Origin of the sequence: Nonomuraea sp. NPDC049655, from assembly GCF_044465465.1 — a bacterium.
Classification (GTDB): Bacteria; Actinomycetota; Actinomycetes; order Streptosporangiales; family Streptosporangiaceae; genus Nonomuraea.
Map to the genome: position 1 here is coordinate 279,111 of NZ_JBITLS010000013.1, position 18,859 is coordinate 297,969.

Below are 18,859 nucleotides of genomic sequence, written 5' to 3' on the forward strand. Positions count from 1 at the left end.
CAGACGGAGGCCATGTCATGACCGACCCGATGACCGAACGGCTCGTCCGGTTCCAGCGGCCCGGCGCCCTGCCGTACCTGATCGGCGCGGACGAGGCCCGCCTCGCCGCCCTGTTCGGCCTCGACGCGGGCGCCTACCGCGCGCTGCTGGACGCCTTCGACCACCAGACCCGGCAGGCCGCCGAGACGCTGCTGGCCCGGCCCGGCCTCGCCGACGCCGTCGACCGGCTGCCCCTGCGCCCCGAAGACGCCCGCGACTCCCGCGACGCCTTCCACGTCGTCGCCCTCGGCGAGAGCACCACCGCCGACCGCCTGTCCTGGTTCGAGATCCTGCGCCAGGTGGTCGCGCTGCGCCGTCCCGGCGACGCCGTCCGCTTCACCAACCTGGCGATCACCGGCAGCACCACCACCCAGGCAATCACCCAGCTCCCCGCCCTCGGCTTCCAGCGGCCCGACCTGGTGCTGTGCATGATCGGCGCCAACGACGCCCAGCACCTGGCCCCCGACGCGCCGACCCTGGTCAGCGCCGCCGAGACCGAGCGCAACCTGGCCATGCTGCACGACCTGGCCCAGCAGCGGGGGGCCGTCCGCTGGGTCTGGCTCACGCCCAGCCCCTTCGACGAGCCGCGCGCCGCCGCCTACCCGCACTTCCGGCGCGCCGGCATCACCTGGGCCGGCAAGGACGTCGACGCCACCGCCGACCACCTGCTGGGCCGTCCCGAGCCGACCGTGGACACCAGGCTCGCCGTCCGCGAGGACCACCACTTCCTCGACGACGGCGTGCACCTGAGCATCGAGGGCCAGCGCGAGATCGCCGAGGCCGTCGTACGGGCCCTGGCCGGTGCGGCATGAGGCTGATGGTCCTCGGCGCGACCGGCGGCACCGGACGCCAGGTGGTCGAGCAGGCGGTCGCCGCCGGGCACGACGTCACCGTCCTGGCCCGCGACCCCGCCCGCGTCCCGGCGGGCGAGCGGGTGAGCGTGATCGGCGGCGACGTGCTCACCCCCGGCCCCTGGCGGGAGGCCGTCGCCGGGCACGAGGCCGTGCTGTCCTGCCTGGGCAGCACCGACCGCGGCCACCCCACCACCGTCTACTCCCAGGGCACCGCCAACGTCATCGCCGCCATGCGCGACGGCGGGGTGCGCCGCCTGCTGTGCCTGTCGTCGGCGGGCCTGGACATCCCGCCGGGCACGCCGCTGGGCCGCCGCCTGGTCACCCGCTTCGTGATCCAGCGCCTCTACCGGCACGGCTACGCCGACATGAGACGCATGGAGGCCGCCGTCACCGCCGCCCACGACATCGACTGGACGATCGTGCGCCCGCCGATGCTCACCGACGGCCCGCTGACCGGCCGCTACCGCACCGCCGAGAACGCGCCCCTGGCCAAGGCGGGCTCGATCTCCCGCGCCGACCTGGCCCACTACCTGCTCGACCACCTCACCGACGAGCACAACCGCCACGCCGTCGTCGAGATCGCCGGCGGCTCCTGATCCGCCAGGCGAACACCGGCGAAGGCGACATTCCGGCTGACTCGTGCCCGTCCGGCGTGTCAGACTGCGGCAGACGACGCAGCGGGAGGCGGGCATGTGGCCGTTCGTGGGCAGGGAGTCCGATCTGGGCCGCGTCACCACCGCCCTGCGCGATCCGGCGGCCGGCGCGCTGGCGATCACCGGCCCGCCGGGCGTCGGCAAGAGCCGGCTGGTGTACGAGGCGCTCGCCACGCTCGATCCGTCCAGGTTCGTCGTGCATTCGGTGCCGGCCACCTCGGGCAACTCCGACGTGCCGCTCGGCCCGCTCGGCGTGCTCGTGCCCGACGGCGTCGTGGGCGTGGCCAGCCGCGGCGTGCTGGTGCGGGCCATGGTCGCGGCCCTGACGGCCGGGTCGCGCCGCGCGGTGGTCGTCGTGGACGACGCCCACCTGCTCGACGACGAGTCGGCGGCCGTGCTGCGCCACCTGGCCCGGACGCGGGCCGCGTTCGTGCTGGTGGTGCTGCGCGCCGGCGAGCCGTTCTCCGAGTGGCTGGCCGCGTTGTGGACCGAAGGGCTGGCCGAGCGGATCGAGCCGGCCGCGCTGTCGCCGTCCGAGGTGGGCCAGGTGCTGCACGAGGTGCTCGGCGGCCAGGCGGCCGAGCTCACCGTACGCCGTCTGCACGAGCTGACCGCCGGCAACCCGCTCCTGCTGCGCGAGGTCGTGCTGGCCGGCATGCAGGCCGGGACGCTGGCCGAGACCAAGGGCGTGTGGCGATGGGAGGGCCCCTGGCTGGTCGCCCCCCGGCTGACCGAGCTGGTGGCCAGGCGGCTCGGCGCGCTCGCCGACCAGGAACGGTGGGCGCTCGAACTGCTCGCCCTGGCCGAGCCCGTCTCGGTCGGCGTGGTCACCCGGCTCGTCCCCGAAGACCTGCTCACCCGCCTGGAGGCGCGCGGCCTGCTGTGGATCCAGCGCGACGGCCGCCGCTCCCTGCTGCGCCTGGCCCACCCCCTGTACGGCGAGGCGCTGCGCGACGGCTGCCCGGAGCTGCGCACCCGCAGGGCCAAGCGCGTGCTGGCCGAGGCCATCGCCGCCACGGGGGCCCGCCGCCGCTCCGACGCGCTGCGCATCGTCCGCTGGAGCCTCGACGCCGGCGTCCAGCCGCCGCCCGGCATGCTGCTGACCGCCACCCGGCGCGCCTGGACGCTGCTCGACCTGCCGCTGGCCGAACAGCTCGCCCGCGCCGCCACCGAGTCGGCCCTGCTGAACGGCGACGTCGAGCAGGGCGTCGGCGCGGCGCAGGTCCTGTGGCGGGTGCTCATCTCGGGCGAGCGCACCGGCGAGCTCATGGCCATGCTCGACGTCATGGACGCCGTCGCCACCGCCGGCCACCACCACGACAAGATCGCGTTCGGCCGGGCCGAGACGCTGTTCTGGGGGCTCGGCGACCCCGCCGCCCATCGCGCGCTGCCCGCCCGCGACGCGGCCCTGACCCCGGAGCACGCCGAGGAGCGGGCGGCCCTGGGCTCGGTGTTCGCCGCGTTCTCCGGCGACCTGCGCCCGGCGCTGTCGGAGCTGCCGCCGCTGTTCCGGGCGGGGATGGTCAACAAGGAGGCCGAGGTCAAGGCCCGCCTGGCGCACGAGCTGGCCGGCGCCTACGGCGGCCGCCCGCCCGCGCCGCCGCACGACGCGCGCGATCCCGTGCTGGCCGAGGCGGTGGAGAACATGCCGTGGCTGCCGCCGACCACCGCGCTGGTCCAGGTGCAGGGCGCGCTCCTGGCCTGCCGTACGGACCTGGCCGCGCGGCTCGCCGGACGGGAGCAGGAGGCCGCCCTCGCCCACGGCTGGGAGTACGCGCTGATGGTGGCGGCCATCGCGATGGCCCAGGTCGCCCGGTTCACCGGCGACGTGGCGGAGGCCCGGCGCAGGCTGCGCGAGGCCGTCGTCCTCCATCGGCCCGACACCGTCACCGGCCGCCTGCTCCACCGCCTGCTCTACGGCGAGGTCGCGCACGCCGAGGCGCTGGCCGGTGAGGCCGACGCCGCGCAGGACGCGCTGCGCACCGCCGACCGCCTGGAGTGGCCGCCCGCGACCATGTTCGGGCTGTGGGCCGACCTGGCCCGGCCGTGGGTGGCCGCCGCCCGGGGCGACGCCCGCGCCGCGGCCGGCCTGGCCCGCGCGACCGCCGTCCGGGCGCAGGCCATGGGCGCCGCGGCGGTGCACGCGCTCGCCCTGGCCGACGCCGTCCGGCTCGGCGCGGACGTACGGACCGCCCCGCCTGCCGCCACCACGGGCGGCGGCGAGTCCCCCTACCTGCGATACGCGGCGGCGATCAGCACCGGCGACCCCGCCGCGCTGGAGGCGGCTGCCGGGGACTTCGCCCGCCTCGGCCTGCACCCCCTGGCCGCCGAGGGGTACGGCCGCGCCGCGCGCCGTCACCAGGAGCGCGGCCGTGCCCACACCGCCCGGCGCTGCTGGGGCCTGTCGGCCGAGCACCTGCGCCGCTGCCCCGGCCTGGCCCTGGCCGAACGGCTGCCCTCGACCGCTGAGCTGACCGCCCGCGAGCGCGAGGTGGCGACGCTGGCGCTGGCCGGTTTGACCCACCGGCAGATCGCCGAACGGCTGGGCATCTCCAAACGCACCGTCGACAACCACGTCGCCCGCGCCTACGCCAAGCTCGGCGTCACCAGCCGCGGCGAGCTGCGCGACGTCCTGCGCCCCTGACGGCCGCCACCGCACCGCCCGGCCCGGTCGTCAGGCCCGGTCGTCAGGCCCGGTCGCCAGGCCCGGTCGTCAGACCCGGTCGGCGGCGCGGGCGGGTGGCGCGGTCGCCTCGCGGGTCCACGACGACGGCGCGGCCCCCTGCAACGGCGTGAAGTACCACAGGAAGGAGAGGGTGGGCGCGACGACGCCGGCGATCAGGTCGGCCCCCGACCCGCCGCTCCCGCCGAACCCCGCGCCGCTGACGCGGGCGTGCAGGTCGATCCACGCCCGGTAGTCGTGGCGGGCGGCGCAGGCGAAGTCGCCGCTGACCGCCGCCGACCCGCCCGGCGCCGGGTTGCTGAACAGCAGCTTGTTCTCCCCCACGTTGAACCCCGAGTCCCGCGCGATGACGAACTCCGGCCCGGTGACGACGGTGCCCGCCGTGAGGTCCTCCAGGCTGACGGCGAGGGTCACCGACAGCTCGGAGGAGTTCCACGACCTCTCGACGTGGAAGCGGGAGTCGGGGTCCAGCCGGAACGTCGCCCCGACCTGGGCCACCGAGGGCCCGTCGATGCGCCCGTTCTCGTTGCGCGGGACGCCGATCGACGCGCCCAGCGAGGTGATCTGGTCCGCGGTGGAAGGCGCGCCGCGGTTGGTCGCCATCCGCAGCGCCAGATGACCGGTGGCCAGGTCGTGCACGGCGGGGGCGACGGTGGGGGCGCCCAGGACCGCGCCGCCGGCCTCCCACGTCCAGCCGACCCTTGCGAAAAACGTCATGGTCCGTCCTCCTTGTGTCGGCTGTGGTCAGCGGGGTGGTCCGGCGGGGATCCGCAGGGCCGTCTGGCCGGCCAGGCTCTGCCTGGTCAGCTCGGCGCTGCGCCGGAGGCTGTCGCCGTTGGCGCGCAGCTGCTCGGTGCGCAACCGCCAGTCCCGGTCCCGCGCCTCCGAGCCGTCCGCCCCCTGCCGCTGCGTCTGCGTCCGCGCTTCTCCGGCCGGCGTCGCCGCGGCCCGCCCGGACGGCAGGACCATCGCCGCCGTCGTGGCCACCGCGGCCGCCCCCGTCAGCCGCAGCAGCCCTCTCCTGCCTACGGACGGCTCCCGGTCGCCGTTCTGCTCGTCGTGCATCGCCCACCTCCATGCCGTGGTCTTCCTGCACCACGATGGTGGCCGCGCCGCGGGTCCCCTGTCGTGAGCACGCACGTGCTCAGCCGCGCCCGCCCGTACTCATCGGCGGCCCGCCGGCCGGGACGGCCTCCCGGCCGGCGGCGGCCTCAGGCCAGCCGGTCGGCGAGGAAGCGCAGGGCGCTGTCGATCTCGAAGTCCGGCACGTCCGCGTGCCCGCCGGGGTTGGCGTGCAGGGTCTTCTCGGCCGAGGCCAGGGCGTCGAACAGGGCCAGGGCCTCGGCCCGCGGCACCCGTTCGTCGTCCCACTGCAGCAGGAACCGCACCGGGACGGTGATCCCGGCGGCGGCCTGGGCCGAGGCCGGCGAGGTGCCGCTCAGCCCCAGGACCGCCGCGCCGATCCGCAGCTCGGCGGCCACCAGCGGGATCCCCAGGGCGCAGCCCAGCGACACGCCCCAGTAACCCACCGGCCCCTGGTCGCCGAGCGCGTCCAGGACCGACCGCCACTCCGGCACGATCTTGGCGGTCAGCAGCGTGTGCAGCTCGGCCAGCAGCGGGGTGGGGTCGCCCGCGCCGGCCATGCGCTCCCGCATCGCGGCGATGATCCGCTCGTGTTCGGCGCTTCTGGGCCGGTCGCCGTGGGCCGGCGCGTCGATGGCCGCCGCCGCGAAGCCGCGTTCGGCCGCCAGCCGGTGCGCGCGTCCCACGACGCCCGGGGCCTGCTTGTGCTGCCCGCCGCCGTGCCCGATGAGGACCAGGCCGCGAGGTTCGGCGCCCTGCGGGGTCCACAGGACGCCGGGGATGTCGCCGAGGGCGAAGGATCGTTCGATGACGCCGTCGGCCGACGTCCGGGAGAGAAAACGCATGCGCGTCTTGAGCCTTTCGGGATGCCTTGTGCGGGCGCTCCCTAGGCGATGCGCGTGAGGGAGCCCCGACCTGTCACAACGTTGATCGGTCTCACCCCCTCAGTTCGAATGCGTGGCGAAAACGTACCACACCATCAGATTTCGGCTGCGGTGAAGGAGATCCACACGTCCGGCGGGACGTCCGGGCGGTTCGGGACGGGCCGGCGCTCCTCCGTCCACGCCTCGCCGGCGAACTCGGTCGCGACGCGCCGCCAGAACGCCACGCCCGCCGCGTTGGCGTCCTGGAAGGCGATCCGCCACGGCCCGGGATGCCGGGAGATCACGTCCCGGACGACCCGCAGCCCGATCCCGGACCGGCGGGCGCCGCGGACCACGAAGAAGCTGTTCAGCACCCGGACCGGGCCGGCCGCCGCACGCACGAACGCGAACCCGACCGGCCGGTCGCCGCTGGTGAACAGGTAGGCCGTCCAGTCGTCGTCATCGAGGGCGGTGCTCAGGCGGTCGCCGTGGTAGGTGCCGTCGGGGTCGGGGAGCCCGCCCTGGAAGTCCGCCATGTCGTGGCGGAACATGAGCCAGAGGCGTTCGACGGTGGGATGGTCCGCGGCCTCGACGGGCCGCACAATTACCGGAGAAATGCTCATACAAGCACTCTCGGCCAGATGCAACATCCGGCCGGAAGGTACAAACTACCAGAAGACGATCACCACAGGGGACCCGCGGGCGTCAGCCGTGCAGCAGGTCGAGGATGTGCGGCCAGGCGTCGGCTCCGAGCCCGGCGTCGGCGACCGGGTCGCCCCCGTAGAGGAAGTCCGGCGACTCGGGGGCGGGCCCCTCCCCCGGCAGGCGCGGACGATGACCGGCCTCGGCCCGGCTGACCACCCGCACCGGGCGGCCGGCGGCACGACGCCGGGCGGCCAGCCGCCGGGCGAACGGCAGGGACGGCCACATGGCGTCATCCCCGCCCGCCACCAGCAGCACGTCGGCCGCCGCCGCCTCGATCGGGATCTCCGCGGCCGGCAACAGATCGGCGAACGTGCGCTGGCTGAGCTCGTACAGCTCGCGCAGGGCCAGCGGGCCGTGCTCGGGCTCGGCCTCGGCCCAGTCGTCGTCGTACGGGACGAACGGCAGCGGCCGCCCCTTCCACGTCCAGGACGACCGGTAGGGACGCTTCTCCCCGTCCGGCCCCGGCCCGACGTTGCCCCACACGAGCGAGGTCGGCGACAGCGCCACCACCCCGCCGATCCGCCGATCCCGGACGGCGGTCAGCAGCGCGGCCTCGGCCCCCTTCGACATGCCCAGCACGCAGACCCGCCGGACGCCGGTGGACTCCAGCAGATCGACGGCCGACACGAACGTCTCCAGCGGGATCTCACAGATGCCCGGCGGCTGCCCCGGACCGCCGAACCAGCGGATCGACAACGCGGTCACCCCCTCCGCGGCCAGCAGGCGGGCCCTGTCCCGTTCGATCCGCCCGCTCGACCCCGCCAGCACGAGCACGCCCGTGCGGACGGCCGGGCCCGGTGTGACCAGGACGCCTTCCCACGGGCGGCTCAGTTCGCGCTCGTCCATCACCGTCACCCCTCGGCCCTCGGCGGAACGGCATTCTACTGAGACGGCGCACCCACCGAAATGGTGCATCATGGCCGCAACACCCCATGACGAGCGGAGAACACCATGTCCTTCCAGGCTTACCTGGACAACATCGAAGGCAAGACCGGACTGACCCCTCGTGAGTTCATCGCCCTGGCCGAGGAACGCGGCTTCGACGCCCCGTCCACCAAGGCCGGGACGATCATCGACTGGCTCAAACAGGACTACGACCTCGGACGCGGCCACGCCATGGCCCTCGTCCACGTGATCAAGAAGGGCCCGCGGATCGACGCCAAGCACGTCGGCGCCACCGGTTCCCACCGCGACGAGTCCGACGTCCTCTGGCTGGACGGCAAGGACAACCGCCCGGAGCCTGCCTGACCCGCGCGGCGGGGGCGAACCCCCGCCGGGCGGCTTTACGTTGTAGATCTGTAAGGGTCAGAAGTCGGCGTCGAAGCTGACCGAGCCGGTCACCCCCACCTGGTACGCCGACACCCGCCGCTCGAAGAAGTTCGACAACTCCTGCACGTCCTGCAGCTCCATGAACGCGAACGGGTTCTTCGACCCGTACAGCGGCTCGATGCCGAGCTGGGCCAGCCGCCGGTCGGCCACGTGCTCCAGGTACGAGCGCATGTCCGCGGACGACATGCCCGGCACGCCCTGCCCGAGCAAATCCTCGGCGAACTGCGCCTCGCAGTCGACCGCCTCGGCCAGCATCTCCCTGACCTGGCTCGCCATCTCCTCGTCGAAGAGGTCCGGCTCCTCCTGCCGGACGACGTCCACCACGTCGAAGGCGAAGGCCATGTGCATGGACTCGTCGCGGAAGACCCAGTTGGTGCCCGAGGCCAGCCCGTTCAGCAGGCCGCGCGAGCGCAGGAAGTAGACGTAGGCGAACGCGCCGTAGAAGAACAGGCCCTCGATGCAGGCGGCGAAGCAGATCAGGTTGAGCAGGAACGCCCGCCGGTCCTCGCGGGTCTCCAGCCGCTGGAGGCTGCCGATGGAGTCGATCCAGCGGAAGCAGAACTCGGCCTTGCGCCGGATGGAGGGGATGTTCTCCACCGCCGCGAACGCCGCGAACCGCTCCTCCTCGTCCGGCACGTAGGTGTCCAGCAGGTTCAGGTAGAACTGGACGTGCACCGCCTCCTCGAACAGCTGCCTGCTCAGGTACAGGCGCGCCTCGGGGGCGTTGACGTGCTGGTAGAGGTTGAGCACCAGGTTGTTGGCCACGATCGTGTCGCCGGTGGCGAAGAAGGCGACCAGACGGCTGACCAGGTGGCGCTCGGCCGCCGACAGCTTGGGCAGGTCGTTCAGGTCGGAGTGCAGGTCCACCTCCTCGACCGTCCAGGTGTTCTTGATCGCGTCGCGGTAGCGGTCGAAGAACAGGGGGTAGCGCATGGGCCGCAGGGTCAGGCTCATGCCCGGGTCGAGCAACATCGGATTCTCCTCGGGGGTCACTGGCAGGCTTCGCACGACTCGGGGTTCTCCAGGGAGCACACCAGGGCCTCCTCGGACTTGTTCGCGAGGGGCGCGGGGGGCGCGAGGGGCACGGTGGCCTGCTGGATGCGGGTGGCCGGGCGCGAGCGCAGGTAGTAGGTGGTCTTCAGGCCGGACTTCCAGGCGTACAGGTACATCGAGGAGAGCTTGTCGATCGTCGGCGCGCTCATGAACAGGTTGAGCGACTGGCTCTGGTCGATGAACGGCGAGCGCGCGGCGGCCATGTCGATCAGCGCCCGCTGCGGCAGCTCCCAGGCGGTGCGGAACAGCCGGCGCACGTCCTCCGGCAGCTCGGCGATGCCCTGCACCGAGCCCTCGGCCTGCTTGATGGCCGCCCGGACGCGGTCGTTCCACAGGCCGCGCGACTTCAGCTCGGCCACCAGCGCGTTGTTGATCTGCAGGAACTCCCCGCTCAGCGTCTCGCGCTTGAACAGGTTGGACACCTGCGGCTCGATGCACTCGTAGCAGCCGACGATCGAGGCGATGGTGGCGGTCGGCGCGATCGCGATCAGCAGCGAGTTGCGCAGGCCGTGGGCGGCGATGCGCTCGCGCACCGCGTCCCAGCGCCCGGCCTGGGTGCCGCTCTGACCCCACAGGTCGTGCTGGAGCCGGCCGCGGGCCGCCCACGTCTGGTCGTAGGCGGGGTGGGCGCCGAAGCGCTCGGCCAGGCCGGCGGAGGTCTCCAGCGCCGACAGGTAGATCTCCTCGGCGATCCGGGTGGACAGCTCCTTGGCCTCGGCCGAGTCGAACGGCAGGCGCAGGGCGAAGAAGACGTCCTGCAGGCCCATCACGCCGAGGCCGACCGGGCGCCAGCGCGGGTTGCTGGCCGCGGCCTGCTCGCTCGGGTAGTAGTTGATGTCGATCACCCGGTCGAGGAAGGTGACCGCGGTGCGGACGGTGGCGCGCAGCCGCTCCCAGTCGATGCCGCAGTCGATGTCGCCGCCGGGGCCCGTGCCCGCCAGGTGGGCGGCGAGGTTGACCGAGCCCAGGTTGCAGACCGCGGTCTCGGCGTCGCTGGACACCTCGACGATCTCGGTGCACAGGTTGGACAGGTGCACGACGTTGCCGGGCTCGGCCGCCTGGTTGCACAGGCGGTTGGCGGCGTCCTTGAAGGTCATCCAGCCGTTGCCGGTCTGGGCCAGGGTGCGCATCATCTTGGCGTACAGGTCGCGGGCCTTGACCTGCCGGACGTACCGGCCGTCGCGCTCGGCGGCGCGGTAGGCCTCCTCGAACCCCTCGCCCCACAGGTCGGGCAGCTCGGGGACCTCGTCGGGGTCGAACAGCGACCAGGTGCCGTCGGCCTCGACCCGGCGCATGAACTCGTCGGGGATCCAGTTGGCCAGGTTGAGGTTGTGGGTGCGGCGGGCGTCCTCGCCGGTGTTGTCGCGCAGTTCCAGGAACTCCTCGACGTCCGGGTGCCAGGGCTCCAGGTAGACGCAGGCCGCGCCCTTGCGCCGGCCGCCCTGGTTGACGGCGGCCACGGACGCGTCGAGCGTGCGCAGCCACGGGACGATGCCGTTGGAGTGCCCGTTCGTGCCGCGGATCAGCGCGCCCCTGGAGCGCACCCGCGACCAGGAGATGCCGATCCCGCCGGCGAACTTCGACAGCTGCGCCACCTGGGCGTAACGGTCGTAGATGGAGCCGATCTCGTCACGGGGCGAGTCGACCAGATAGCAGGAGGACATCTGGGTGTGCCGGGTGCCGGAGTTGAACAGCGTCGGCGAGCTGGGCAGATAGGCCAGCGACGACATGAGCCGGTAGAAGCCGACCGCCTCGGCGGGCGTCTCGGCCAGCCCGCAGGCCACGCGCAGCAGCCAGTACTGCGGCGTCTCCACCACCAGCCGGGTGGACGGGTGGCGCAGCAGGTAACGGTCATAGACCGTGCGCAGCCCGAAGTACTCGAACCGCAGGTCGGCGGTGACGTCGATGGCGTCGTCGAGCTTGCGGGCGTTGGCGTTGACGAACTCGGCGGTCTCGTCGCCGATGAGCCCCTCGGCGTGGCCCAGCCGGATCGCCTGGCTGAAGGAGGCCACGCCCTGCCCGCGGACCTCCTTGTCGATGTAGCCCGACAGCAGCCGCGCGGCCAGGCGCGAGTACTGCGGCTCCTCGCCGATCATCTCGGCGGCCGTCTGGATGGACAGCCGGTCCAGCTCGGCGGTGGTGGCCCCGTCGTAGAGGCCGCTGATCGTCTTGGTGGCCACCCGCATCGGGTCGATGTCCGTCAGATCGGTCGCCCAGTGCTCCACCGCACGTACGATCTTGTTGACGTCGACCGGCTCCGCAGTGCCGTTGCGCTTGCGCACCTGCATCTGGACGCGCCGCGGCGCGGACCTGTCGGCGTCCGCCCGCGCCGTCCCGGCCAGGTCCGTCATCGGGTCCCCTGTGACCGTCACTGCGCTCTCCCCTCGTGAACTCGGTCAGTGGCCGAGAACGCGCGCAGGAGGCGGACGGCGAGGCGCCACAGCCCTCTCGCCGGTGCCGTCCACCGTCCCGCGCGGCCTCGGACCAGCCGCGCGCGCATGATCGCGCGCGGCGCGCCGGCAGGTCTTCGGACTCATGGGCATGCTGTCGCTGCCTACTGGCCGTCGCTTCCCGGGCCTTCGGCCCAGTGCGTCTGACGGCGGTCGTTCCCACTCACCGCTGCGGGGCAGTCCCGGATTCCCACCGGGTTCCCTCTTGCCTCGGCCGCCCTGGCGGGGCGGCCGAACCGGCTGCGGGAGACACCATATATAGGGCGGATCAAAAAGTCACACCCAACATCTCGTGTTGCGAAGAACCCCCGCTCCGATCCGGCCACCCGCCGCGGAGCCGCTCCCCGCGGGCCTCACGGGCGGACCGGCATGTGATCGAGGTCATAGACCGGCCCTGCCCGGTTTTCGCTACCTTAGGTATCGATACTTCAAGTAGCGAAAACCTGAGGAGACCACCATGAGCGAGACCTCCACCGGCCGCCGTCCGGTCACGCCGGACTGGGACACCGTCACCCCCGCCGAACTGGCCGCCTACGTCGAGGCGGAGAACCGGCTGCGCGCCTCCGTCGAGGCACAGGCGATCACCGGCCGGCCGGATCCCGGCGCCGCCGTCGACTGGCGGACGGTGGCGCTGCCCGGCCGCGACATCCGCGTCCGGGTCCACCGGCCCCGAGCGGCCGAGCCGGGGGACGTCCTGCCGCTCGTGCTGCACGTGCACGGCGGCGGCTTCGTCGGCACGGCGCCGCAGAGCGACTGGGTCAACAGCCACCTCGCCGCCCACCTGCCCGCCGTCGTCGTCTCGGTGGACCACCGCCTGCTCGACTGGCACACGCCGCTGGCCGCCGCCGCCGACGACGGCTGGGACGTGCTCCGGCACGTGCTGGAGCACGCCGCGCAGTGGGGCGTCGACCCGGCGCGGGCCGTCCTGTTCGGCGAGAGCTGCGGCGGGCTGATCTGCGCCCTGGCGGCGATCAGGGCCCGCGACGCCGGTCTGCCCCTGAAGGCCCAGGTGCTGGTCAATCCCGCCGTGGAGGTGGCCGGGACGATGTTCGGCCACCCGTCGATGATCCAGTACGCCGACACCCCGACGCTCAGCGTGCCGGTGCTGCGGCTGTTCCACCGGCTCGCCGTGCCCGAGGGGACGGACGCCCGCGCGCTCTCCCCGCTGCACGCCGGCGACCTGGGCGGGCTGGCCCCGGCGCTCGTGGCGGTGCCGACCCACGACCCGATCGCCGACCACGGCCGCCGCTACGCCGAGGCGCTGCAGGCCGCCGGCACCCCCGCCCGCCTGGCCGAGTACCCCGAGGCCGGGCACGCCTTCCTCAGCATGCCGGTGCTGGCCCCCCAGGCCGAGGACGCGCGGGCGGACATCCTGAGCTTCCTCCGCGACGCCCTCACCGCGTAACCCGCGACCGGAGCGGCCAGGCGAGGACGGGCCGGCCCCTCGCGCGGGGACACCGACCGGTGGATCTTCAAGGGCTCGACCGGCGGAGCTCTAGGCGACCGTGCTCTCCGCCTGCTGGCATCACCAGCGTTACGAGCTCCTGGACATCGAGATCGGGCTCGCCCTGCCCGGGACCTACGGCGACGACGACGTCGAGGAGATCGTCGGGATGGCCTTCAGGAACGTCGACCCGTACGACAAGGCGGCGGCCTGGGGGTGAGCCGCCGCCGGCGCGGTCAGCGCCCGGCGTCCCGGGCGACGATGCCGTGCGCCAGCCGGGCCAGGGCGGCGGTGATCTGCTCGGGGGTGAGCCCGCGCCTGCGCTGCTCGGCGTAGACGTCGGGGCCCAGCGGGGCGAGGAGGATGTCGGCCAGCGCCTCGGTCTCCGGGACGCCCGCCTCGGCCAGCAGCACCCGCACGTGCGCCCGCCAGAACCCGTAGGCGCCCGTGGCGTAGCGCAACGCGCCCTGCTCGGCGCCCAGGACGAGCGAGATGTGCTCGTCCAGCAGGTCGACCATCGCGGTGTAGAAGGCGGCGAGCCGGTCGGCGGGGGGCGCGCCGGGGCCGAGCGGCGGGTCGCCGCGCAGCAGGCGTTCCTGCAGCTCGCGCTCGTGCTCGTCCAGCAGGGCCTGCGCGATCGAGACGGTGTCGGGATAGCGGCGGTAGAGCGTGCCCCGCCCGACGCCGGCGGCCTTGGCGATGTCGTCCATGGTCACGCCGCGCGGGTCGCGGGTGGCGAACAGCTCGGCCGCGGCGGCGAGCACCTTGGCGCGGTTGCGGGCGGCGTCGGCGCGCTCACGCGGGCGGCCCGCCTCCGCCACGGGACGCCCGGTCAGCAACTCGGTACGGGACTCCATGGCGGCGACTCTAACCCACCCCGACATAAGTGGACAACGTGCCCGCTTAGTTGCTACGGTCACCTCGACCGCAAAACGGACGTCATGTCCACTTATCTCGAGGAGCCCCTCCCATGGCCGTTCTGCTGCACCTGGACGCCAGCGCCCGACGCCGTTCGATCAGCCGCGAGCTCGGCGACGCCTTCGCCGAGGCGTGGCGGTCCGCCCACCCCGAGGGCACCTACGTCCACCGCGACCTGGCCGCCGAGCCGGTGCCGCACATCGGGGAGGCCTGGACCGAGCTGTGCGACTACGTCATGGCCAACCAGATCACCGACATCTCCCGCTACCACGAGGCCGCCCGCACCCCGGAGCAGGCGGCCGCGTGGGCGATCGTCGAGCCGCTGCTGTCGCAGCTGGTGGCCGCGGACGTGGTGCTGATCGCCACCCCGATGTACAACTACTCGATCCCGTCTTCGCTCAAGGCCTGGCTCGACCAGGTGACCTTCCCCAAGATGTCCCTGGCCGGGCGGCGTTTCGTGGTCACCACCGCGCGCGGCGGGGCCTACTCGCCCGGCGCCCCCAAGGCCAGGTTCGACTACCAGGAGCGCTACCTGCGTGACTTCTTCGCCGGCCACTTCGCCGTCGAGGACACCACCGTCGTCGCCGCCGAGCTGGCCAACTCCCGCGTCGACCCCGGCCTCTTCCACCTGCGCGCCCAGCACGACGAGCTGTACGCCGCCGCGCTGCGCGGCGCCCGCGACCTGGGGAAGGAGTTCTGACGATGAACTGGCTCATCCTCGGGCTGGCCGGGCTGGTCGAGATCGCCTGGGCGCAGAGCATCAAGCCCACCCAGGGCTTCACCAGGCCGCTGCCCACGCTGATCTGCTTCGTCCTCATGGTGGCCGCGGTCTGGCTGCTGTCGTACTCGATGAAGACCCTGCCGGTCGGCACCGCGTACGCGGTCTTCACCGGCATCGGGGCGGTCGGCGCGATCGCCCTGGGCGTCGTCGTGCACAAGGACCCGATGTCGATCGGCCGGATGGCGGCGCTGGCGCTGATCGTCGGCGGCATCGTGCTGGCCCGCCTCACCAGCCCGGAGTGACCCCTCCCCGTCCGGACGGACGGCCGGGCTCAGCTCGGGCCGAACCAGCGGGCGAGCGCGGCCCTGAGGCCGTCGGGGCCCGCGCCCGCCCAGGCGACGTAGCCGTCGGGCCGGACGAGCATCGCCGGGGCGGGGGCGTCGGCGGTGGCGGCGGCGGCGGTGGCGGTGGCGGTGGCGGTGGCGGCCACGTGGCGCACCCGGCCGAGCCAGGGCGCGGCGGCGGCGGCCAGGGCGTCGCCGCCGGTCAGGTCCAGGAGCAGGGGGCGGGCGTCGCGCATCAGCTCGGCCAGGCGCCGCGGCCGCCCGTCGCCGGTGGTCAGCGCCATGGACGGCGCGAACCAGCCGGTGGGCCCGGCGGGCCGCTCCTCCCCCATGTCGTGGCGGACGTCGCCGCCCGCCATCAGCTCGGCGATCATGCGCAGGTTCTCCGTACGGCCCAGGAGCTCGGCGAACAGCCGTCGTAGCGCGGTGACCTCGGCGCCGGGCGCCAGCAGGGCGGTCGCGGCCAGGGTCTGGGTGACCACGCGTTCCGCGCACGCGCGGCGCTCGCTCTCGTAGCTGTCCAGGAGCCCTTCCGGGGCCTGCCCCCGGAGCGTGGCGGCGAGCTTCCAGGCCAGGTTGGCGGCGTCCTGGAGCGCCAGGTTCAGGGTGGGCCCGTGGCTCACCTGGGCGGCGTCGCCGGCGATGAAGACGCGTCCGGCGCGGTAGCGGTCGGCGAGCCGGGTGTTGCGCCCGCACAGCCGGCGCAGCATGACCGGCGCTCCCTCGGGCGGCGGGCTCAGCGGCAGGCGCACCCCGAGGACGCGTTCGACGCTCTTCTCCATCTCGGCCAGCGTCATCGGCGCGCCCGGCCCCGGGAAGCCGCCCGCCGGACGCTCCTCCCACTCGGCGGTGTTGATCAGCGGCCGCCGCGGGTCGTGGGCCAGGAGGGTGAAGACGCCGCGATCGGTGCGGTGGAAGTGGGCGGGGATCTCGCCGAGCCCCTCGATCAGGACGCGCCCGCCGGGCAGGATCCGGACGTGCTCGCTCGGGCCGATGAGGGCCGAGCGGTCCACGACGTGGTCGTCGCTGACGCCGGGGAAGCCGATGCCCGCCGCCTTCCTGACCATGCTGTGGCCGCCGTCGCAGCCGACCAGGTAGCGGGCGGTGAGGGTGGTTTCGGCGCCGCCGGGGCCGCGGGTCACGACCTCGACCCGGTCGGCGTCCTGGCCGAAGGAGATCACCTCCTGGCCGCGCCGCACCTCCGCGCCCAGTTCGGCCGCGCGCGCGGCGAGCACCCGTTCGAGGTCGCGCTGGTCGCAGGGCAGGAGGTACATCGGGTTGGCCTCGCCGAGCGTGTGCAGCGGCAACGGCATCCCGCCGAAGAAGTGGCCCGGCGCCGGCGCCGGGACGCCCCGGCCGCCGCAGCGTTCGAACAGGCCGCGGTGGTCCAGCAGCCGGACGACCTGCCCGGCCAGGCCGTGGGCCTTGTCCGACAGGTCGGGCTCCGGCCGTCGTTCCAGCACCAGCGGCCGCACGCCGGCCAGGCGCAGCTCGCAGGCGAGGAAGAGGCCGGCGGGCCCGGCGCCGACGACGATGACGTCGAACATCATGGACGGTCCTTTGGGTACAGGGCTGTATCTAATTCCGGCCACCGTAGGGCGCCGGGATAAGATACGCAAGTGAATCTCAAGCACCCTGCCCCCGGCGGCGCGTCCCGCCGTCGCGGCCCCGCGCTGGAGGAGGCGATCCTCGACGCCGCCTGGCAGGTGCTGGTCGAGCACGGCTACCACGGCTTCACCTTCGAGGCCGTCGCCGCCCGCGCCGGCACCAGCCGCCCGGTGCTCTACCGGCGCTGGCCCCGGCGCGACGACCTGCTGCTGGCCACCCTCGCCAAGTTCTGGCGGCTGATCGACGTGCCCGACACCGGCAGCCTGCGCGAGGACGCCGTCGGGTTCCTGCGCAACGCCGGCGACGACCGCGCGGGCATGCTGACGCTGATGAGCGTGCAGCTCGCCGACTACTTCCGGGAGGCCGGCACCAGCCTCACCGAGCTGCGCGACACCCTGCTGCCGCCCGGCCGGGCGACCGCGTTCGAGACGATCGTGGGCCGGGCGGTCGAGCGCGGCGAGCTGCCCGACGTGCCGCGTTCGTCCAGGGTGGTGAACCTGCCGCTGGATCTGCTCCGGCACGACATGCTCGTCACGATGCGCCGGGTGCCGGAGGAGTCGATCGCCGAGATCGTGGACGAGGTGTGGCTGCCCCTGCTGGGCGCGCCCCCCGGCTGACCGGCGGCCACCAGGGGACGGCCTCCCGTGGCGGCGAGCTGGTCAGCTCCCGTAGTAGTCGCGGATCTCCCAGAACCTGGACGGGTGCCCGTCACAGGTGTACTGGACGGCCTCCAGGTTGTTGGCGGTGCTGACCCCGCCGGCGATGGTCAGGCACTTGGCGGTCTGCACGTTGCGGAACTCGACGTACTGGCCGACGCGGTTGCCGAGCGCCCAGTAGCGCGAGGGGTGGGTGTCGCAGGTGTACTGGAGGGCGACGACGTTGTTCTCGGTGCTGACGCCGCCGGCGATGGTCAGGCACTTGCCGGTCTGGCGGTTCCTGACCTGCAGGGCCGCGCTGGAGTAGCCCCACACGTCCCAGCGGCGGGAGGGGTGGCTGTCGCAGTCGTACTGGACGGCGTGCACGTTGTTCTCCGTGCTGACGCCCCCGGCGATGGTCAGGCACTTGCCGGTCTGCCGGTTGACGAGCTGGACGTTGGAGGCGGCCCAGACGGACGAGGCCGACGCGGGCGCCGGGGCGGCGGTGAGGGCGAGGACGAGCAGCGGGGCGGCGACGGCCGCCGGGCGAAGGAGGTGTCTCTTCATGCGGCCAAGCCTGCGGCCGCGGGGCTCGTACGGCCTGAGTAGCGCGTACTCAATGTGCGCCGGCGGGGTTGTGCGCCTGGACGATCATGAATGAGGATCGTGCACATGACAACACAACGGATTCAAGGAAGGGTCTTCGGCGAGGTCGCCGACGAGTACGACAGGGTCCGGCCCGGCTACCCGGCCGAGCTGGCCGCGGACGTGCTGGCCTACGCCGGAGGGCCCGCGCTGGAGGTGGGCGCGGGCACGGGGAAGGCGACGGAGCTGTTCGCGGCGACCGGCGTCGAGGTCGTGGCCACCGAGCCGGATCCGGCCATGGCCGCCGTGCTGGCCCGGCGGACCGCCGACCGGCCGAACGTGACGGTCACCGTCTCGGCGTTCGAGGAGTACGTCCCGCAGCGGGCGTTCGGCCTGCTGTACTGCGCCCAGGCGTGGCACTGGGTCGACAAGGAGGTGCGCTGGCAGCGGGCCGCCGCGGCGCTGGCCCCGGGCGGCGGGCTCGCCCTGTTCTGGAACGTCGACTGGCCCGCCGACGAGGGGGTGACCGCGCGGCTGCTGGCCGCGCACGAGCGGTTCGCCCCGCACGTCAGGCCCAACACCGGCCCGATCGGCAGGCCCATCGGCGAGGAGGCCGGCGCCCGCGAGTGGGCCCGGGAGATGGGGCTGCCGCCCGAGTTCGGCGACCTCGGCACCCGCCTCTACCGGTCGGGACGCACGGTCTCGGCCGCCGACTACGTCGCCCTGCTGTCCACCCAGTCGTCCTACCGCATCCTGGCCGAGGACGTGCGCGAGAACCTGTTCGGCACGCTCCTCGACACGCTCGGCGAGCAGGTCGCCCTGAACGTCGAGACGGCCCTCTACCTGGCCCGCCACCTCCCCTGACCGGCGGCACGGCACGGACGGGCGCACC

Annotated in this window: 20 protein-coding genes and 1 riboswitch; of the genes, 10 read left to right on the forward strand and 10 right to left on the reverse strand. The window is 73.7% G+C overall.

Annotated features, from left to right (window positions below; genetic code table 11):
* Window positions 1-17 precede the first annotated feature (17 nt).
* The 3 genes from ACIBQ6_RS37110 (at window position 18) to ACIBQ6_RS37120 (ending at window position 4,190) form a co-directional block, all read left to right on the forward strand.
* Window positions 18-851, forward strand: coding sequence for an SGNH/GDSL hydrolase family protein (locus tag ACIBQ6_RS37110; protein ID WP_397217770.1), 834 nt, complete (start codon window positions 18-20; stop codon window positions 849-851).
* A complete protein-coding gene (locus tag ACIBQ6_RS37115) occupies window positions 848-1,489 on the forward strand; it encodes an SDR family oxidoreductase (RefSeq protein WP_352329358.1) in 642 nt (213 codons plus the stop codon). The genes ACIBQ6_RS37110 and ACIBQ6_RS37115 overlap by 4 nt, the downstream gene beginning before the upstream one ends.
* Before the next feature lie 94 nt (window positions 1,490-1,583).
* Entirely contained in the window at window positions 1,584-4,190 is a 2,607-nt protein-coding gene (locus tag ACIBQ6_RS37120) for a LuxR C-terminal-related transcriptional regulator (RefSeq protein ID WP_397217773.1), read from the forward strand.
* Window positions 4,191-4,259: 69 nt separating this feature from the next.
* Here ACIBQ6_RS37120 and ACIBQ6_RS37125 read toward each other — a convergent pair whose 3' ends face one another.
* From ACIBQ6_RS37125 to ACIBQ6_RS37145, 5 genes are all read right to left on the reverse strand, one after another.
* Window positions 4,260-4,946, reverse strand: coding sequence for a hypothetical protein (locus tag ACIBQ6_RS37125; protein ID WP_352329361.1), 687 nt, complete (start codon window positions 4,944-4,946; stop codon window positions 4,260-4,262).
* Between the two features lie 27 nt (window positions 4,947-4,973).
* A complete protein-coding gene (locus tag ACIBQ6_RS37130; protein WP_397217775.1) occupies window positions 4,974-5,294 on the reverse strand; it encodes a hypothetical protein in 321 nt (106 codons plus the stop codon).
* 146 nt (window positions 5,295-5,440) lie between these two features.
* A complete protein-coding gene (locus tag ACIBQ6_RS37135) occupies window positions 5,441-6,157 on the reverse strand; it encodes an alpha/beta hydrolase (protein WP_397217777.1) in 717 nt (238 codons plus the stop codon).
* A 134-nt stretch (window positions 6,158-6,291) separates the two neighbouring features.
* Window positions 6,292-6,798 carry a GNAT family N-acetyltransferase gene (locus ACIBQ6_RS37140; protein ID WP_397217779.1) on the reverse strand — a complete coding sequence of 169 codons (507 nt, stop codon included), beginning with the start codon at window positions 6,796-6,798 and terminating at the stop codon, window positions 6,292-6,294.
* 82 nt (window positions 6,799-6,880) lie between these two features.
* Complete coding sequence (locus tag ACIBQ6_RS37145; protein WP_397217781.1) at window positions 6,881-7,726, reverse strand: acyl-CoA thioester hydrolase/BAAT C-terminal domain-containing protein; 846 nt, start codon at window positions 7,724-7,726, stop codon at window positions 6,881-6,883.
* A gap of 105 nt (window positions 7,727-7,831) precedes the next feature.
* On the opposite strand from ACIBQ6_RS37145, the gene ACIBQ6_RS37150 reads away from it, so the two are divergent.
* Window positions 7,832-8,128 (forward strand): DUF4287 domain-containing protein, encoded by a 297-nt coding sequence (locus tag ACIBQ6_RS37150; protein ID WP_358300446.1) that lies wholly within the window; start codon window positions 7,832-7,834, stop codon window positions 8,126-8,128.
* A gap of 57 nt (window positions 8,129-8,185) precedes the next feature.
* Here the strand turns inward: ACIBQ6_RS37150 and ACIBQ6_RS37155 are convergent, their stop codons facing one another.
* The gene (locus ACIBQ6_RS37155) at window positions 8,186-9,181 is read right to left on the reverse strand and encodes a ribonucleotide-diphosphate reductase subunit beta (RefSeq protein ID WP_358300443.1); all 996 of its coding nucleotides are present in this window, start codon (window positions 9,179-9,181) and stop codon (window positions 8,186-8,188) included.
* 17 nt (window positions 9,182-9,198) lie between these two features.
* A complete protein-coding gene (locus ACIBQ6_RS37160) occupies window positions 9,199-11,634 on the reverse strand; it encodes a ribonucleoside-diphosphate reductase subunit alpha (protein WP_397217783.1) in 2,436 nt (811 codons plus the stop codon).
* A 128-nt stretch (window positions 11,635-11,762) separates the two neighbouring features.
* Window positions 11,763-11,968, reverse strand: a riboswitch (cobalamin riboswitch).
* Window positions 11,969-12,169: 201 nt separating this feature from the next.
* Between ACIBQ6_RS37160 and ACIBQ6_RS37165 the strand changes: the two genes are divergently transcribed.
* Window positions 12,170-13,117 carry an alpha/beta hydrolase gene (locus ACIBQ6_RS37165; RefSeq protein ID WP_397217785.1) on the forward strand — a complete coding sequence of 316 codons (948 nt, stop codon included), beginning with the start codon at window positions 12,170-12,172 and terminating at the stop codon, window positions 13,115-13,117.
* Between the two features lie 100 nt (window positions 13,118-13,217).
* On the forward strand, window positions 13,218-13,376 hold the full coding sequence (locus tag ACIBQ6_RS37170) for a hypothetical protein (protein WP_397217787.1): 159 nt from the start codon (window positions 13,218-13,220) through the stop codon (window positions 13,374-13,376).
* A gap of 16 nt (window positions 13,377-13,392) precedes the next feature.
* On the opposite strand, the gene ACIBQ6_RS37175 is transcribed toward ACIBQ6_RS37170, so the two are convergent.
* Entirely contained in the window at window positions 13,393-14,013 is a 621-nt protein-coding gene (locus tag ACIBQ6_RS37175; protein WP_397217789.1) for a TetR/AcrR family transcriptional regulator, read from the reverse strand.
* Window positions 14,014-14,126: 113 nt separating this feature from the next.
* Here ACIBQ6_RS37175 and ACIBQ6_RS37180 point away from each other — a divergent pair, with 113 nt between their 5' ends.
* Together ACIBQ6_RS37180 and ACIBQ6_RS37185 are read left to right on the forward strand one after the other, a co-directional pair.
* Window positions 14,127-14,774: an FMN-dependent NADH-azoreductase gene (locus tag ACIBQ6_RS37180; RefSeq protein ID WP_397217791.1), complete on the forward strand. Its 648-nt coding sequence runs from the start codon at window positions 14,127-14,129 to the stop codon at window positions 14,772-14,774.
* Window positions 14,775-14,776: 2 nt separating this feature from the next.
* On the forward strand, window positions 14,777-15,097 hold the full coding sequence (locus tag ACIBQ6_RS37185; protein ID WP_352360314.1) for a multidrug efflux SMR transporter: 321 nt from the start codon (window positions 14,777-14,779) through the stop codon (window positions 15,095-15,097).
* A gap of 29 nt (window positions 15,098-15,126) precedes the next feature.
* Here ACIBQ6_RS37185 and ACIBQ6_RS37190 read toward each other — a convergent pair whose 3' ends face one another.
* Window positions 15,127-16,689, reverse strand: coding sequence for an FAD-dependent monooxygenase (locus tag ACIBQ6_RS37190; RefSeq protein ID WP_397217793.1), 1,563 nt, complete (start codon window positions 16,687-16,689; stop codon window positions 15,127-15,129).
* Window positions 16,690-16,758: 69 nt separating this feature from the next.
* Here ACIBQ6_RS37190 and ACIBQ6_RS37195 point away from each other — a divergent pair, with 69 nt between their 5' ends.
* Window positions 16,759-17,364, forward strand: coding sequence for a TetR/AcrR family transcriptional regulator (locus ACIBQ6_RS37195; RefSeq protein ID WP_358300423.1), 606 nt, complete (start codon window positions 16,759-16,761; stop codon window positions 17,362-17,364).
* A 42-nt stretch (window positions 17,365-17,406) separates the two neighbouring features.
* Here the strand turns inward: ACIBQ6_RS37195 and ACIBQ6_RS37200 are convergent, their stop codons facing one another.
* A complete protein-coding gene (locus ACIBQ6_RS37200; RefSeq protein WP_358300420.1) occupies window positions 17,407-17,949 on the reverse strand; it encodes an RICIN domain-containing protein in 543 nt (180 codons plus the stop codon).
* Between the two features lie 105 nt (window positions 17,950-18,054).
* Here ACIBQ6_RS37200 and ACIBQ6_RS37205 point away from each other — a divergent pair, with 105 nt between their 5' ends.
* A complete protein-coding gene (locus ACIBQ6_RS37205; protein WP_397217796.1) occupies window positions 18,055-18,831 on the forward strand; it encodes a class I SAM-dependent methyltransferase in 777 nt (258 codons plus the stop codon).
* Window positions 18,832-18,859: the final 28 nt, after the last annotated feature.

Bases quoted from the DNA above. Each gene is read 5' to 3' on its own strand.
- ACIBQ6_RS37110 (WP_397217770.1), top strand. From the start codon at position 18: ATGACCGACCCGATGACCGAACGGCTCGTCCGGTTCCAGCGGCCCGGC.
- ACIBQ6_RS37115 (WP_352329358.1), top strand. From the start codon at position 848: ATGAGGCTGATGGTCCTCGGCGCGACCGGCGGCACCGGACGCCAGGTG.
- ACIBQ6_RS37120 (WP_397217773.1), top strand. From the start codon at position 1,584: ATGTGGCCGTTCGTGGGCAGGGAGTCCGATCTGGGCCGCGTCACCACC.
- ACIBQ6_RS37125 (WP_352329361.1), bottom strand. From the start codon at position 4,946: ATGACGTTTTTCGCAAGGGTCGGCTGGACGTGGGAGGCCGGCGGCGCG.
- ACIBQ6_RS37130 (WP_397217775.1), bottom strand. From the start codon at position 5,294: ATGCACGACGAGCAGAACGGCGACCGGGAGCCGTCCGTAGGCAGGAGA.
- ACIBQ6_RS37135 (WP_397217777.1), bottom strand. From the start codon at position 6,157: ATGCGTTTTCTCTCCCGGACGTCGGCCGACGGCGTCATCGAACGATCC.
- ACIBQ6_RS37140 (WP_397217779.1), bottom strand. From the start codon at position 6,798: ATGAGCATTTCTCCGGTAATTGTGCGGCCCGTCGAGGCCGCGGACCAT.
- ACIBQ6_RS37145 (WP_397217781.1), bottom strand. From the start codon at position 7,726: ATGGACGAGCGCGAACTGAGCCGCCCGTGGGAAGGCGTCCTGGTCACA.
- ACIBQ6_RS37150 (WP_358300446.1), top strand. From the start codon at position 7,832: ATGTCCTTCCAGGCTTACCTGGACAACATCGAAGGCAAGACCGGACTG.
- ACIBQ6_RS37155 (WP_358300443.1), bottom strand. From the start codon at position 9,181: ATGTTGCTCGACCCGGGCATGAGCCTGACCCTGCGGCCCATGCGCTAC.
- ACIBQ6_RS37165 (WP_397217785.1), top strand. From the start codon at position 12,170: ATGAGCGAGACCTCCACCGGCCGCCGTCCGGTCACGCCGGACTGGGAC.
- ACIBQ6_RS37175 (WP_397217789.1), bottom strand. From the start codon at position 14,013: ATGGAGTCCCGTACCGAGTTGCTGACCGGGCGTCCCGTGGCGGAGGCG.
- ACIBQ6_RS37180 (WP_397217791.1), top strand. From the start codon at position 14,127: ATGGCCGTTCTGCTGCACCTGGACGCCAGCGCCCGACGCCGTTCGATC.
- ACIBQ6_RS37185 (WP_352360314.1), top strand. From the start codon at position 14,777: ATGAACTGGCTCATCCTCGGGCTGGCCGGGCTGGTCGAGATCGCCTGG.
- ACIBQ6_RS37190 (WP_397217793.1), bottom strand. From the start codon at position 16,689: ATGATGTTCGACGTCATCGTCGTCGGCGCCGGGCCCGCCGGCCTCTTC.
- ACIBQ6_RS37200 (WP_358300420.1), bottom strand. From the start codon at position 17,949: ATGAAGAGACACCTCCTTCGCCCGGCGGCCGTCGCCGCCCCGCTGCTC.
- ACIBQ6_RS37205 (WP_397217796.1), top strand. From the start codon at position 18,055: ATGACAACACAACGGATTCAAGGAAGGGTCTTCGGCGAGGTCGCCGAC.